This is a genomic window from Dactylosporangium sp. NPDC048998, from assembly GCF_043197855.1.
GTDB lineage: Bacteria > Actinomycetota > Actinomycetes > Mycobacteriales > Micromonosporaceae > Dactylosporangium.
Window position 1 is genome coordinate 797974 of record NZ_JBICTV010000001.1, and the last position, 14804, is coordinate 812777.

The 14804-nt window shown below is 73.7% G+C and carries 11 protein-coding genes; 7 read left to right on the forward strand and 4 right to left on the reverse strand.

The window, feature by feature from the left end; translation table 11 throughout:
• Window position 1: 1 nt before the first annotated feature.
• The gene (asnB, locus tag ACGFI8_RS03745) at window positions 2–1966 is read right to left on the reverse strand and encodes an asparagine synthase (glutamine-hydrolyzing) (protein ID WP_392799436.1); all 1965 of its coding nucleotides are present in this window, start codon (window positions 1964–1966) and stop codon (window positions 2–4) included.
• Window positions 1967–2036: 70 nt separating this feature from the next.
• On the opposite strand from asnB, the gene ACGFI8_RS03750 reads away from it, so the two are divergent.
• The 4 genes from ACGFI8_RS03750 (at window position 2037) to ACGFI8_RS03765 (ending at window position 6578) form a co-directional block, all read left to right on the forward strand.
• A complete protein-coding gene (locus tag ACGFI8_RS03750) occupies window positions 2037–3488 on the forward strand; it encodes an aminopeptidase P family protein (protein WP_392799439.1) in 1452 nt (483 codons plus the stop codon).
• A gap of 59 nt (window positions 3489–3547) precedes the next feature.
• Window positions 3548–4114, forward strand: a complete 567-nt coding sequence (locus ACGFI8_RS03755) for a LemA family protein (protein ID WP_392799442.1) — start codon at window positions 3548–3550, stop codon at window positions 4112–4114.
• A 15-nt stretch (window positions 4115–4129) separates the two neighbouring features.
• Window positions 4130–5983, forward strand: coding sequence for a DUF2207 family protein (locus ACGFI8_RS03760; RefSeq protein ID WP_392799444.1), 1854 nt, complete (start codon window positions 4130–4132; stop codon window positions 5981–5983).
• 67 nt (window positions 5984–6050) lie between these two features.
• Window positions 6051–6578, forward strand: coding sequence for a YbhB/YbcL family Raf kinase inhibitor-like protein (locus ACGFI8_RS03765; RefSeq protein ID WP_392799446.1), 528 nt, complete (start codon window positions 6051–6053; stop codon window positions 6576–6578).
• Window positions 6579–6676: 98 nt separating this feature from the next.
• On the opposite strand, the gene metE is transcribed toward ACGFI8_RS03765, so the two are convergent.
• Entirely contained in the window at window positions 6677–8845 is a 2169-nt protein-coding gene (metE, locus tag ACGFI8_RS03770; protein ID WP_392799449.1) for a 5-methyltetrahydropteroyltriglutamate--homocysteine S-methyltransferase, read from the reverse strand.
• 72 nt (window positions 8846–8917) lie between these two features.
• On the opposite strand from metE, the gene ACGFI8_RS03775 reads away from it, so the two are divergent.
• The 3 genes from ACGFI8_RS03775 to ACGFI8_RS03785 all read left to right on the forward strand — a co-directional run bounded on the left by ACGFI8_RS03775 (window position 8918) and on the right by ACGFI8_RS03785 (window position 13028).
• Window positions 8918–9760 (forward strand): LysR family transcriptional regulator, encoded by an 843-nt coding sequence (locus ACGFI8_RS03775; protein WP_392799452.1) that lies wholly within the window; start codon window positions 8918–8920, stop codon window positions 9758–9760.
• A 98-nt stretch (window positions 9761–9858) separates the two neighbouring features.
• Complete coding sequence (gene trmB, locus ACGFI8_RS03780; protein ID WP_392799455.1) at window positions 9859–10524, forward strand: tRNA (guanosine(46)-N7)-methyltransferase TrmB; 666 nt, start codon at window positions 9859–9861, stop codon at window positions 10522–10524.
• Window positions 10521–13028, forward strand: a complete 2508-nt coding sequence (locus tag ACGFI8_RS03785; RefSeq protein ID WP_392799458.1) for a DEAD/DEAH box helicase — start codon at window positions 10521–10523, stop codon at window positions 13026–13028. The genes trmB and ACGFI8_RS03785 overlap by 4 nt, the downstream gene beginning before the upstream one ends.
• Before the next feature lie 6 nt (window positions 13029–13034).
• Here the strand turns inward: ACGFI8_RS03785 and ACGFI8_RS03790 are convergent, their stop codons facing one another.
• Complete coding sequence (locus tag ACGFI8_RS03790) at window positions 13035–13874, reverse strand: ketose-bisphosphate aldolase (RefSeq protein ID WP_392799460.1); 840 nt, start codon at window positions 13872–13874, stop codon at window positions 13035–13037.
• Entirely contained in the window at window positions 13868–14797 is a 930-nt protein-coding gene (locus ACGFI8_RS03795; protein ID WP_392799462.1) for a 1-phosphofructokinase family hexose kinase, read from the reverse strand. Before ACGFI8_RS03795 ends, ACGFI8_RS03790 begins: the two co-directional genes overlap by 7 nt.
• Window positions 14798–14804: the final 7 nt, after the last annotated feature.

Genomic DNA, 14804 nt, shown 5'->3' on the forward strand with positions numbered 1-14804 from the left:
GCTAGAGGCGGCTCTCCTGCCCGGTACGGGCCTCGGCGCCCGTTTCACCACCTGGATCACCACGGAAATAGCCCGGCCTCATGGTGCCCGTGACGAACACCGCGTGCCAGACGCAGAAGACCAGCACCGTCCAGATCTTGCGGGAGTGGTCGGCCTCTTTCTTGCGGTGCGCCCTGAGCAGGCCGCGGATCACGTCGAGGTCGAGCAGGTCGCCGGCGCCGGAGGAGTCGAGCAGGCCGTGCGCCCAGTCGTACATCTCGCCGCGCAGCCACGGGCGGATCGGCACCGGGAAGCCGAGCTTCTTGCGGTGCACGATCGGCTCCGGCACCACCCCGGCCAGGGCCCGGCGCAGCGCCGCCTTCGTCTCCTGCGAGCGCGGCGGCACCTTGAGCTCGCTGGGCAGCGCCGCGGCCACCTCGAACACGGCCCGGTCCAGGAACGGGGTGCGCAGCTGCAGCGAGTGCGCCATCGTCATCCGGTCGGCCTTGACCAGGATGTCGCCGCGCAGCCAGGTGTACAGGTCGATGTACTGCATGGTGGTGACGTCGTCGAGCGCCCCGGCCTCCTTGAACACCGGCGCGGTGACGTCGGTGTGGCGCACGTCGGGCTCGTAGTGGCGCAGCAGCGCGGCCTTCTCCTCGTCGGTGAAGATCCGGGCGTTGCCGTAGTAGCGCTCCTCGATCGGGGTGGTGCCGCGCTCCAGGAAGCTCTTGCCCTTCACGCCGTGCGGGATGACCCGTGACACGGCGCGCAGGCCGCGCTGCATCGAATCGGGCAGCTGGCTCACCGTCGACAGCGACAGCGGCTCGCGGTAGATCGGGTAGCCGCCGAAGAGCTCGTCGGCGCCGTCGCCGCCGAGCACGACGGTGACGTCCCGCGCGGCCCGCTCGGCCAGGAAGAACAGCGGGACCAGGGCCGGGTCGGCGACCGGGTCGTCGAGGTGCCACACGATGCGTGGCAGCGCCCGCATGAAGTCGGCGGCGGTGACGACCGTCGCGGTGAGCGGCACCCCGAGCGCCCGGGCCGACTGCTCGGCGACGTCGATCTCGGAGTACTGCGCCTGGGGGCCGACCGCGTCGTAGCCGACGGTGTACGTGCGCAGGGCCGGGTCCTTCTCGGCGGCGAGCGCCACGATCGCGGTCGAGTCGATGCCGCTGGACAGGAACGCCCCGACCGGCACGTCGGCGCGCAGGTGGGCGTGGACGCTCTCGCGCAGCGCGTCGGCGATGCGGCGCACCACGGCGTCCTCGTCGGTCACCGGCGCCGGGTGGAAGTTCAGCTGGCTGTACCGCCGGTTCGCCAGCGGCCCGCCCGGCGTGTAGACGAACGACTCGCCGGCCCCGAGCCGCCGCACCTCGGGGTGCATGGTGGCGGGCTCCGGCACGTACTGCATCGTCAGGTAGTGCTGCAGCCGCACCGTGTCGACGGCGGCCGGCTCGGCGACGAACGGCAGCAGCGCCTTCTTCTCGCTCGCCAGGTAGACGCCGGCGGGGGTCTGCAGCTGGTACAGCGGCTTCACGCCGAACGGGTCGCGGGCGCCGAACGCGCGGCGGGCCGAGCCGTCCCAGATCACGAACGCGAACATGCCGCGCAGCCGGTTGACGGCGCTGGGGCCCCAGTGGTGGTAGGCGGCCAGGATGACCTCGGCCTCGCTGTTGGTGGCGAACTCGGCGTTGCGCTCCTCCGCCAGCTCCGCGCGCAGCTCGGCGGCGTTGTGCACGGCGCCGTCGAGCACGATGAGGTATCGCCCGGCGGTGACGCCCGTCGGCGGGTACGACAGCGGCTGGCGCCCGCCCGACGGGTCGGTCACCGCGAGCCGCTCCGCGCCGAAGACGACGTCGTCGTTCGCGACGACCCGCTCCTCGTCCGGACCGCGGTGGCGCAGCAGCCCGAGCGCGTCGGCGATCGCATCCCGGTGCGCCGCCGCGCCGCCGCGCGCGCTGACGAACGTGAGAAGACCCGCCATGGCAAGCATCCTCGCACGGGGTACGGTCGCAGGTGGAGCACGAATTCGCGGCGATGAGAGCGGTGTCACGATGGAAACAGAAGGTCAGGCGCAGGGCGGTAGCCAGTCGCACGACCCCGAATTCCCCGAACGGTTCAGGGCGTTCATGCGCACGGGCTGGCACGACACGACGCTTGACGTCGCGCCCCGGGTCGAGGCTCCCGACCACGCCAAGCGCCGCGCCGAGCTGTCCGCCGCGTTCCCGGGTGAGACGTTGATCATCCCGGCGGGCGTCGAGCGGGTCCGCTCCAACGACACGAACCACGCCTTCCGGCCCGGGACCGAGCACGTGTGGCTGACCGGCGAGCACGACCCGGAAGCGGTGCTCGTCATGCGCCCGACCGGCGGCGGGCACGACGCCACCCTCTACGTGCGGCCCCGCTCGCCCCGCGACACCGACGAGTTCTTCACCGACCGTAACCACGGCGAGCTGTGGATCGGCCGCCGGCACACCCTGGCGGAGAAGGCCACCGAGCTGCAGCTGCACACCGCGCACCTGGACGAGCTCGGCGCGGCGCTGGACGACAGCGCGCCGGGGCGCACCCGGGTGCTGCGCGGCTTCGACCCGTCGGTCGACGAGCGGGTGCGCGCCGCCGCCCCGGAGCGCGACCAGGAGCTGGCCTGGACGCTGTCGGAGCTGCGGCTGGTCAAGGACGCCTGGGAGCTGGAGCAGCTGCAGGACGCGATCGACGCGACCGTGCGCGGCTTCGAAGACGCCGCCCGCGCCCTGCCGGCCGACCGGCCCGTCAGCGAGCGGCTCGTCGAGGGCGTGTTCGGGCTGCGCGCCCGCCACGACGGCAACGACGTCGGCTACGGCTCCATCGTCGGCGGCGGCGCCCACGCCGCGATCCTGCACTGGACGCGCAACGACGGGCACACCCGCCCCGGCGACCTGCTGCTCATGGACATGGGCGTGGAGAACCGCAACCTCTACACGGCCGACGTCACTCGGACCGTGCCCGTCTCCGGCACGTTCACGCCGCTGCAGCGGGAGGTCTACGAGATCGTGTACCGCGCCCAGCAGGCCGGCATCGACACGATCCGCCCCGGCGTGGCGTTCGACGACGTACACCAGGCCTGCATGCGCGCGCTCGCCGAGGGCCTCGCGAGCCTCGGCGTGCTGCCGGTGAGCGTCGACGAGGCGATGGACAAGGAGGCCATCCTGTACCGGCGCTGGACCCTGCACGGGTTCGGGCACATGCTCGGCCTCGACGTACACGACTGCGCGCACGCGCGCAAGGAGCGCTACCGCGAGGGCCACCTCGAGGCCGGATACGTGCTCACCGTCGAGCCGGGCCTGTACTTCCAGCCCGAGGACGAGCTGGTCCCGGCCGAGCTGCGCGGCCTGGCGGTGCGCATCGAGGACGACGTCCTGGTGACCCCGACCGGCGCCCGCAACCTCTCCGACGGGCTGCCGCGCGCCGCCGCCGACGTCGAGTCCTGGCTGGCCGCGCGCCGTTCGGAGGAGTATCGCCTGCCCTGAACTGTCGGATCGGCGACACTCGCCGGGGGTCGGCAACTCGCACCGGTCACGATGCGCCCATGACTCCTGTGATCGTGCTCGGCGTGGTCGTCGTACTCGTGTTTGTGCTCGTGGCGTGGGCCGTGGCGACGTACAACTCGTTGGTCAGGGCCCGCACCCAGGTGGACGCGTCATGGGCGCAGATCGACGTGCAGCTCAAGCGCCGCCACTCGCTGATTCCCAACCTGGTGGAGACCGTCAAGGGCTACGCCGCGCACGAGCGCGGCACCCTGGAGGCTGTCGTCGCCGCCCGCAACGCGGCTGCGGGCTCGACCGCCGGCGGCCCGGCCCAGCAGGCCCAGGCCGAGGGCTTCCTCACCCAGGCGCTGGGACGGCTGTTCGCCCTGGCGGAGGCGTACCCGGACCTGAAGGCCAACCAGAACTTCCTGCAGCTGCAGGCGGAGCTGGGCAACACCGAGGAGAAGATCGCGTACGCGCGGCAGTTCTACAACAGCGCGATCCAGACGTACAACCAGAAGATCCAGACGCTGCCGACGAACATCATCGCCGGCGTCGGCGGGTTCCACCCCCGGCCGTACTTCGAGGCCGCCGCGGGCGAGCGCGCCGACGTCAACGTCCGGTTCTGACGGGCCCCGCGGCCGATGAACATCGACCCGGCGCTCCTGGTCGAGGCCGGCATCGCCCTGGCCGGCCTCGGCGTGTGGCTGCTCGCGTTCTGGGGCGCGCTGCTGATCACCCACCCGCGCCCGATCGACGCGCCGCCGCCGACCCAGGACTTCGGCGGCCCCGAGTCGCCGGCCGTGGTCAGCCTGATCACCGGGCACTGGGAGCTGACGGAGGACGGCGCCGAGTCGACGCTGATCGACCTGGCGGCCCGCAAGGTGCTCGAATTCCGCCAGCCGGGCAACGACCCGTTGCAGACGACGGTGCACGTGCGGCAGGAGCGGCCGTCGGGGCTCAACGCGTACGAAACCATGATCTTCGAGCGGGTCCGCGGCCTGGCCATCGGCGGCGTGGTGCCGCTGACGGCGCTGACGTTCCGCAACGAGGCCGAGGCCAAGGGCTGGGCCAGGCGGCTCAACGCCGCGATCATCGCCGACGCCCGCTCGCAGGGCCTGTCGCAGCGCCGCTTCTCGCCCGCGGTCGTCACCGCGCTGAGCGTCGTTGCCGCCGTGCCTGCCTGCGCGGTGGGCCTGGCCGTCGCACTCAACATCCGCCGCACCGGCGACGGCGACTTCCGCGCCGCTCTCGGGGCGGTGGTGGTCGTGTGGGCCATCCTGGGCGTCTTCGCCGGGAAGTCCCGCGGCGAGCGCGACACGCCGCAGGGGCGCGTCGCCGCCGCACGCTGGCTCGGGCTGAAGTCGTTTCTGCGCGCCCAGGAGAGCTTCGCCGACCTGCCGCCCGCGGCCGTCACGGTCTGGGACCGCTACCTGTCCTACGGTGACGCCGTCGGGGCGACCCGCGTGTGCAGCGCCGTGATCGACCTCGGCATGGGCAACCGCCGCCGGGTGTGGTCCTCGTTCGGCGGCACCTGGCACCGCGTGCGGGTCAGCTACCCGAGCCTGTTCCCGCGGTACGGCCAGAAGGCGGTCCGGCTGATCCTCAAGGCCCTTGCCGGCCTCGCCGTCGCCGCGTTCGTCGTGCGGTTCAACGCGATCGCGTTCGACTTCGCGCCCGGCTCGGCCGTCGACTGGATCACGCTCGCCGTCCAGGTGCTCATCCTGTGGCCGCTGCTCTACGGCGGGTACACCCTGATCGCCACCCTCGTCGACCTGTTCACCCCGGTCACGGTGACCGGCGAGGTGCTGTGGACCGAGACCTGGAAGACCCGCAGCCAGGGCGAGAACAGCCCGTCCATCCCCTGGCTGCACTACCTCGCGGTCGACTCCGGCGCCTCCGACCGTACGGTCGCCTGGGCCTGCCCGTCCGAGATCATCGGCCGCGCCTCACCCGGCGACGTGGTGACGCTGACCGCGCGGCGCTGGACCCGGCGGGTCCTTGAACTGCGGGTCGAGTCCAGCGCGCGGTCACGGTCGCAGAGCTTCGGCGACGAGAACACCGACCAGCTCATCCAGCGGGCGATGAACGCCGGGGCGCCCGCCCTGGCCACGGCGGTGCGCCCGGCCCGGGTCGCGCCGGGGGATCTCGTCACCGCCGAGGAGGTGGGGCGGGTCCTCGGCCAGCCGGTCTCACTGGTCGGCGGCGCGGATCACGGGGTCGCGGTCGGCCCGATGAGTATGGCGGAGTTCCGGGCGGCGGACGGCTCGACGCTGCTCATCCTGGTGGCCACCGGCATCGCGGCGGAGCTGGCGTTCCGGGCCCACCGCGGCGGCATGGCGGTCCCCGGCGTCGGCGACGAGGCCTTCGCGTCCGGCCAGTGGGCCGCAGCCCGGCGCGGGCGGACGGTGGTGCGCATCGAGCAGCGCGCCGCGGGGGCGGTGCATCAGCCGTACCTGGTGTGGTTGCTCGGACTCGCGGTCAACCGCCTCACTTGAGACGGCCGGTCGTTGGGTAAGAGGATTCCCGGTAGACAGCTGTAGCCACCTCGCAAGGAGATTGCGCATGACCGACCGTCCGCGCCCGCCGTCGCCGTACGACTTCCTGCCCGCGGTGCCGGCGTTCAGTTTGACCAGCGAGGACCTGACCGACGGGGGCACGCTGCCCGACGCCCAGGTCTACGCGCGCGGCAACACCTCCCCGCACCTGTCCTGGTCGGGCTTCCCGGCCGGGACCAAGAGCTTCGCCGTGACCTGCTACGACCCGGACGCCCCGACGGGCGGCGGGTTCTGGCACTGGATCGTCTACGACCTGCCCGCGAGCGTCACCGAGCTGCCCACGGGCGCCGGCACCGGCGACAAGGACGGCATGCCGGACGAGGCGATCCACGCGCGCAACGACTACGGCACCCGCGACTTCGGCGGCGCCGCGCCCCCGCCGCAAGACGCGCCGCACCGGTACTTCTTCGTGGTGCACGCCCTGGACACCGACTCCCTAGGCGTCGACGCCGACTCGTCGGCGAACGTGGTCGGCTTCAACCTGACCGCCCACACCCTCGGCCGCGCGATCCTGGTCTCGTCGTTCGGCTTCTGAGTTCTTTTGCGGCGGCCCGCCGGCCCCTCACGGCCGGCGGGCCGCCGCTCGTTCGGGTCGGTCTCGCCGAGGCGGCGCGGGGAGGATACGATATATCCTCACGATACGGACTCGCGGACGGCCCGGGTGGCCGCCACCACGTTGGTCAGGGCCGCGCGGACCTCGTCGTACGTGCGGGTCTTCAGGCCGCAATCCGGGTTCACCCACAGCCGCGACGGGGGGATCGTCCGCAGCGCCGCCCGCAGCCGGGCCGCGATCTCCTCCCGGTCCGGGATGCGGGGGGAGTGGATGTCGTACACGCCGGGGCCGATCCCGCGGCCGAACGCTCCGATCGCGAACCCAGACCGGGCCGCCTCGATGCTCGTCACGTCCGCGTCGAGGGCGTCGATCGCCTCCAGCACCTCGCCGGCGTCGCTGTAGCACAGGTGGGTGTGGATCTGGGTGGCGTCCGCGGCGCCGGAGGTGGCCCGGCGGTACGCGGCGACCGCCCACGCCAGGTATTCCGCGCGCTCCTCCCGCCGCAGCGGCAGCAGCTCACGCAATGCCGGCTCGTCGACCTGGATGATGCGGATGCCGGCCGCCTCCAGGTCGGCGACCTCCTCCCGGATCGCGTCGGCGACCTGCAGGGTCACGTCGCGCAGCGGCAAGTCGGCGCGCACGAACGACCACGCCACGATCGTCACCGGGCCGGTGAGCATGCCCTTCACCGGGCGCCGCGTCAGCGACTGGGCGTAGGCCGCCCAGCGGACCGTGATCGGCGCGGGCCGGCTGACGTCGCCGTACAGGATCGGCGGGCGGGTGCACCGCGAACCGTACGACTGGACCCACCCGTTGCGGGTCACCGCGAAGCCGTCGAGGTGCTCGGCGAAGTACTGCACCATGTCGTTGCGCTCCGGCTCGCCGTGCACGAGCACGTCCAGGCCGAGCCGCTCCTGCTCGCCGATCACCCGGGCGATCTCGGCCTCGATGCGCGCCTCGTACTCGGCCGCCGCCAGCCGGCCCGCGGCCACCGCCGACCGGGCCGCGCGCAGCTCGCCGGTCTGCGGGAACGAGCCGATCGTGGTCACCGGCAGGGCGGGCAGCCCGAGGTCGCGCTGCGCCGCCGCGCGGGCCTCGTATGCGCCACGCGACTCGGTCCGCACCGGCCCGTCGGTCCGCGACGGCAGGGCCACCGGGAGAGGCCCGGCCTTCGGCCCCAGCCCGGCCAGCGCGACGACCTCGGCGACCTTCTCCTCCGCGAACGCGAGGCGAGACGCGACGCCGGACGGCAGGCCCTGCTCGCCACGCAGCGTGTACGGCACGTGCAGCAGCGAGCAGCTCGTGCCGACCGCGGTCGCGCCCGCCGCGGCGAGCAGGGCCCGCGCCGCGTCCGGGTCGGTGCGCCACACGTCGCGGCCGGACACGACCCCGCCGACGACCGTGCGGCCCTCGAACAGCTCCAGATGCCGCGGTACCCCATGGGTCAGGTCGACCGCGACCCCGTCCACCGGCGCCACCGCGAGCGCCGGGATCGCGTCGCCGGCGTCGCCGAAGTAGGAGGCGACCAGGAGTTTCGGGCGTCGCTCGAGGCCAGCGAGGCGGCGGTACGCGTGCCGCACCGCGGGGGAGCCGCCGTCGGTGACGAGCACCGGCTCGTCCAGCTGCACCCACGTGGCGAGGCCGGCGAGGGCCGACAGCAGCTCGCCGTACACGTCGAGGAGGTCGTCGAGGCGGTCCAGCGGCGCGAAGCCGCCTGCGCCTCGTGCGGCGCCCGGCGCCGCCTGCGCCAGCCGGAGCAGCGTCACCGGGCCGAGCAGCACCGGGCGGGTGTCGTGACCGAGCTCGCGGGCCTCGCGCAGCTCGGCGAGGGGCTTGTCCGGCACGGCCCGCAGCGCGGTGCGCGGCCCGATCTCGGGGACGATGTAGTGGTAGTTGGTGTCGAACCACTTCGTCATCCGCAGCGGCGCGACGCCGTCCGCGCCGCGGGCCATCGCGAAGTACGGGTCGGGCGCGGCGCGGTAGCGCTCCGGGACCGCGCCGACCATGACGGCGGCGTCGAGGACGTGGTCGTACAGCGAGAACGTGTTCGACGGCAGGGCCCCCGGCTCCCGCAGGCCCAGCTCGTGCAGGCGGCGCCAGGTCGCGGCGCGCAGCGAACGGCCGGTCTCCTCCAGCGCCGGCCGGTCGATCCGGCCCGCCCAGTAGGCCTCGAGGGCGTGTTTCAGCTCACGGTCCGGCCCGATGCGGGGGTACCCGAGCACGGTGGAAGCGGGAAAGTCATGGGTCACGTGCGGATCGTGGCCGCTCGGCGCGGGAAATGCCCGATCGATAAGCGGCCCGAATGGCCGATACTGGTCGCCATGGCGCCCCTGCGGGACATCGAGTGTTTCGCGCTGGTCGCGCGGCACCGGTCGTTCTCACGGGCCGCCGCGGCCCTGGCCCTGTCCCAGCCGGCGGTGAGCCAGGCGGTCGCCCGGCTGGAGCGCGAGCTGGGCCTGCGCCTGTTCGAGCGCACCAGCCGCGAGGTCGCGCCGACGGACGCCGGCGCCGCGCTGTTGCCGCACGCGGAGGCGGTGCTGGAGCAGGCGGCGGTTTTCGCCGCGGAGGCCGCGCGGCTGGCGGTGCCCGCCCCGGCGACGATTCGCCTCGCTTATGCGCCGCTCGCCGGCGGGTTCGCCGCCCGGGTCGCGCGCCGCCTCGCCGGCCGCAAGCCCGGCGTCGACTTGGAGCTGGTCCCGGCCGGCTGGCGGGCCGCGACCGACGAGCTGACCCGCGGCCGGGCCGCAGCGGCGCTGATGAGCGCGCCGTTCCCGCCCGGCTTCGCCAGCGCGGCCCGGTTTCAGGTGCCGCTGACGCATCTGGCGCTGCCGGCCGCCGACCGGCTCTCCACCGCGCCCGTGCTCACCCTCGACCGGGCCGGGCGGCTGCTGCTGCCCCGCGGCGTCCCGCTCCCCGACGGCGCGCGGCTGGCCCCGGAGCCGGTCGACGACCCGGCCGTCGCGCTGGACCTGGTCGCGGCCGGTCGGGGCACCCTGCCGGTACCGCAGCTGCTCGTCGACACCGTCCGGCGGCCCGACGTCCGGTTCGTCCCCCTGGCCGGCCCGCCGCCGCGGCTGACGTTCGCGCTGGTCTGGTCCGCGGCGACGGCCGGCGAGGACGTGATGGCGCTGGTCCAGGCGGCGCAGGAGGCGCTGCGCCGGTGACCGCGCCCGACCGCGCCGATGACCGCACTGATGACCGCACCCGACCGCAACGATGGGCCGGGCGGGCGGCACCCGTGGTCGGGTAAGGTTGGGTCCCCATGACCACCGTCGACCGTCCGCTCCGGATCGTCCGGACCTATCACCCGCGCCGCGGGCGGCTCAGCGGCCGGCACTTCGACGCCCTCGAGCGCCTCGCCGAGCGCTACGCGTTCGTGCCCGGCGAACCCGTCGACGTGCTCGAGATCGGCTCCGGGATGGGGGAGGCCACCGCGCAGATGGCCGCGGCCGACCCCGGCCGGCGCTACCTGGCCGTGGAGGTGCACACTCCCGGCGTGGCCAACCTCCTCGCGCTGATCGAGCGGCAGCGCCTGACCAACCTGCGGGTCGCCGCGGTGGACGCGATCGAGCTGCTGCGCGAGGAGATCCCGGCGGCGAGCCTCGCCGCCGTGCACGTGTTCTTCCCCGACCCGTGGCCTAAGTCGCGCCACCACAAGCGGCGGCTCATCGTGCCCGAGCGGGTGGCGCTGCTGCGCGAGCGGCTGCGCCCCGGCGGGCTGCTGCACTGTGCCACCGACGACGCCGGCTACGCCCAGGCGATGCTGGAGACCCTCGACGCCGACCCCGGGCTCACCAACCGCTTCGGCGGCTTCGCGCCCCGCCCGGACCACCGGCCCGTGACCAAGTTCGAGCTGCGCGCCGTGCGCGCCGGGCGGCCGGCCTTCGACCTGATGTACGAGCGGAGCGAAGCGGAGGGTCCGGCATGAAGAATCTGGCTTCGCGCGCGCCGCGCGGTGGGGATCCCGATGCGGTCTTCGAGGCGTTCTCCGAGTGGGCGGGGGAGCAGGGGCTCAGCCTGTACCCGCACCAGGAGGAGTCGCTGATCGAGATCGTCTCCGGGGCGAACGTCATCCTCAACACCCCCACCGGCTCGGGCAAGAGCCTCGTCGCCGCCGGCGCGCACTTCGCGGCCCTGGCGACCGACCGGACCACGTTCTACACCGCGCCGATCAAGGCGCTGGTGTCGGAGAAGTTCTTCGCGCTGGTGGAGATGTTCGGCGCGGAGAACGTCGGCATGCTCACCGGCGACGCGAGCGTCAACGCCGACGCGCCGATCATCTGCTGTACCGCGGAGATCCTGGCCAACATCGCCCTGCGCGACGGCGCCCAGGCCGACGTCGGCATCGTCGTGATGGACGAGTTCCACTTCTACGCCGAACCGGACCGCGGCTGGGCCTGGCAGGTGCCGCTGATCGAGCTGCCGCAGGCCCAGTTCGTGCTCATGTCGGCCACGCTCGGCGACGTGACGCGGTTCGAGGAGGATCTGACCCGGCGCACCGGGCGCCCGACGGCGGTGGTGAAGAACGCCGAGCGGCCGGTGCCGCTCATGTTCACGTACTCGATGGACCCGATGCACGAGACGATCGAGGAGCTGCTGAGCACCCGGCAGGCCCCCGTCTACATCGTGCATTTCACCCAGGTCGCGGCGCTGGAGCGGGCGCAGGCGCTGATGAGCGTCAACGTGTCCACGCGCGCCGAGAAGGACATGATCGCCGAGGCCATCGGCAACTTCCGGTTCACCGCCGGCTTCGGCAAGACGCTGTCGCGCCTCGTGCGGCACGGGATCGGCGTGCATCACGCCGGGATGCTCCCGAAGTACCGGCGGCTGGTGGAGACCCTGGCCCAGGCCGGGCTGCTCAAGGTGATCTGCGGCACCGACACCCTCGGCGTCGGCATCAACGTGCCGATCCGCACGGTGCTGTTCACGGCGCTGTCGAAGTACGACGGGCAGAAGACCCGCCTGCTGTACGCCCGGGAGTTCCACCAGATCGCCGGCCGGGCCGGGCGCGCCGGGTTCGACACCCTCGGCACCGTCGTGGTGCAGGCGCCCGAGCACGTCATCGACAACGAGCGGGCCCTCGCGAAGGCCGGCGACGACCCGAAGAAGCGGCGCAAGGTCGTGCGCAAGAAGCCGCCGGAGGGTTCGATCGGCTGGGGCCGGCCCACCTTCGACCGCCTGGTGGAGGCCGAGCCGGAGCCGCTGAAGTCCAGCTTCCAGGTGTCGCACGCGATGCTGCTCAACGTGATCAGCCGCCACGGCGACGCGTTCGCGGCGATGCGGCACCTGCTCACCGAGAACCACGAGGACGCCCACTCGCAGCGCCGGCTGATCCGCCGCGCCATCGCCATCTACCGTGCCCTGCTGGCCGGCGGCGTGGTGGAACAGCTTCCCGAACCCGACGAGGAGGGCCGCCGGGTGCGGCTCACCGTCGACCTGCAGATGGACTTCGCGCTCAACCAGCCCCTGTCGCCGTTCGCGCTGGCCGCGATCGAGCTGCTCGACCGGGAGGCGCCCGGCTACGCCCTCGACGTGCTCTCCGTCATCGAGTCCACATTGGACGACCCGCGGCAGGTGCTCTCCGCGCAGCAGTTCAAGGCCCGCGGCGAGGCGGTCGCGGCGATGAAGGCCGAGGGCATCGAGTACGAGCAGCGGCTGGAGCTGCTCGACTCGGTCACCCACCCGAAGCCGCTCGCCGACCTGCTCGACAACGCCTACCACCTGTACAAGCAGGGGCACCCGTGGGTCGCCGACTATGCGCTGTCGCCGAAGTCCGTGGTGCGCGACATGTACGAGCGGGCGATGACGTTCGTCGAGTACGTCGGGTTCTATGGGCTGTCGCGCTCCGAAGGGCTCGTGCTGCGCTACCTCGCCGACGCCTACAAGGCCCTGCGCCAGACGGTGCCCGAGGACGCGCGCACCGAGGAGCTCGCCGACGTCATCGAGTGGCTCGGCGAGCTGGTCCGGCAGGTCGACTCCAGCCTCATCGACGAGTGGGAGCGGCTGCGCAATCCCGGGGAGGAGCAGCCCGCGCTGCGCGACGAGCGCCCGCCGGCGGTCACCCGCAACCTGCGGGCGTTCCGGGTTCTGGTGCGCAACGCGCTCTTCCGCCGCGTGGAGCTCGCCGCGCTGCGCCGCTACGACGAGCTGGGCGAGCTCGACGGCGAGCACGGGTTCACCGCGGACGCGTGGCAGGACGCGATCGAGGGGTACTTCGAGGAGTACGACTCCCTCGGCGTCGGCCCCGACGCGCGCGGCCCGGCCCTGATCGTCATCGAGCAGAAGCCGGACCGCTGGCACGTGCGCCAGATCTTCGACGACCCGGAGGGCGACCGCGACTGGGCAATCGTCGCCGAGGTCGACCTGGCCGAGTCCGACGCCCAGGGCGCCGCGGCCGTGCGCGTCCTCTCAGTCGGCCCGGCCTCCGGTTAGGGCCGGTCAGGCTGCCGGCGTCAGTACGCGCAGCGCCTTCGTGACCGTGTCGGCCATGTCGCGCCGGGCGGTCCGCAGGTATTTGCGTGGGTCGACCAGGCCCGCGTCGTGCTGGATCGCGTGGCGGATGGCGCCGGTGAAGGCGACGTTCAGCGCCGTGCCGATGTTGATCTTCACCAGCCCGCCGTGGACCGCGGCGCGCAGCTCGTCGTCGGGGACGCCGGAGGAGCCGTGCAGGACCAGCGGCACGGCGACGGCCGCCCGCAGCCGGCCGATCAGCTCGTGGTCCAGGCGGGCGTCCCGGCTGGTCATGGCGTGGGACGAGCCGACCGCCACGGCGAGCGCGTCGACGCCGGTGGCCGCGACGTACGCCGTCGCCTCGCCCGGGTCGGTGCGCACGCCCGGCGCGTGGGCGCCGTCCTTGCCGCCCACCTCGCCGAGCTCGCTCTCCACCCACAGCCCCTGCGCATGTCCGCGGCGGGCGGCGGCGGCCGTGGCGGCGACGTTGGCCGTGTAGTCCAGCCGGGACGCGTCGTACATCGCCGAGCCGAACCCGTTGGCCGCGGCCTGGTCGAACAGCTCGTCGCTCTCCACGTGGTCCAGGTGCAGCGCGACGGGCACGCCGGCGAGCTCGGCGACCGCGCGGGCGGCGGCCGCGATCGGGCCGAGCCGGCCGTGGTGGAAGCGGACCGCGTTCTCGCTGATCTGCAGGATCACCGCGCAGCCGGCGGCCTCGGCGCCGGTCACGATGGCCTCGGCGTGCTCGACGGTGATCACGTTGAACGCGCCGACGCCGGCCCCGCGCCGCTGCGCGTCCGCGACGATCTCACCGGTGGGGGTCAGCATGGGTTGTGCTCCTCTGTCTGCGGTACTGGGGTGACGGCGATGCGGGCGCGCAGGTCGCGGTAGTGGGCGGTGTCGACGGCGCCGGCGACCGGGGCGGCGACCGCGGCCGCGGACAGCGCGACCGCGTCGGCCAGCAGCTCCGGCCACGGGGTCCGGTCCCGCAGTCCACGGGCCAAGGCGGCGACGCAGGCGTCCCCGGCCCCGGTCGGGTTGCCGGTCACGGCCGCGGGCGGCGCCGCCTCCCATGCCCCGGCGCCGCTGACGGCGAGCAGGCCGCGCGGGCCGCGGGAGACGACGACGGCGCCGCACCCGGCGGCGACCAGCCCCCGGACCGCGGCCGGGCCGGCGCCCGGGCCGAGCAGCGTCGCGAGCTCCTCCGCGTTGGGCTTGGCCAGGTCCGGGCCGGCGGCGAGGCCCAGCCGCAGGGGCTCGCCGCTGGTGTCGAGCACGGTGGGTACGCCGCGCGCGCGTGCCGCTCGGATGAGGATGGCGTACGCGTCCGGCGGCAGGCCCCGCGGCAGCGAGCCCGACAGCGCCACCACGCGGGCGTCGTCGAGCAGTCGCCGGTAGTGCGCCACGAACCCGTCCCACTCGGCGCCGCCGACCACCGGCCCGGGCTCCCACAGCCCGGTCGCGTCGGCGCCGTCGGCGATCGTCACCGTGCGCCGGGTCTCGCCGGCGATCGGCGCGAACGCCGACGGCAGCCCGGCCGCGTCGACGAGCGCCTGCACGGCGGAGCCGGTGGCCCTGCCGAGCAGGCCGGTCGCCAGGACCGCCTCGCCCTGCGCGTGCAGGACGCTCGCCACGTTCAGGCCTTTGCCGCCCGGGCGCTCGTGCACGGCGCGCACCCGGTGCGTGGTGTGCGGCCGCAGTTCGTCCACGGCGTAGGTGAGGTCGAGGGCCGGGTTCAGCGTCACCGTCACGATCACC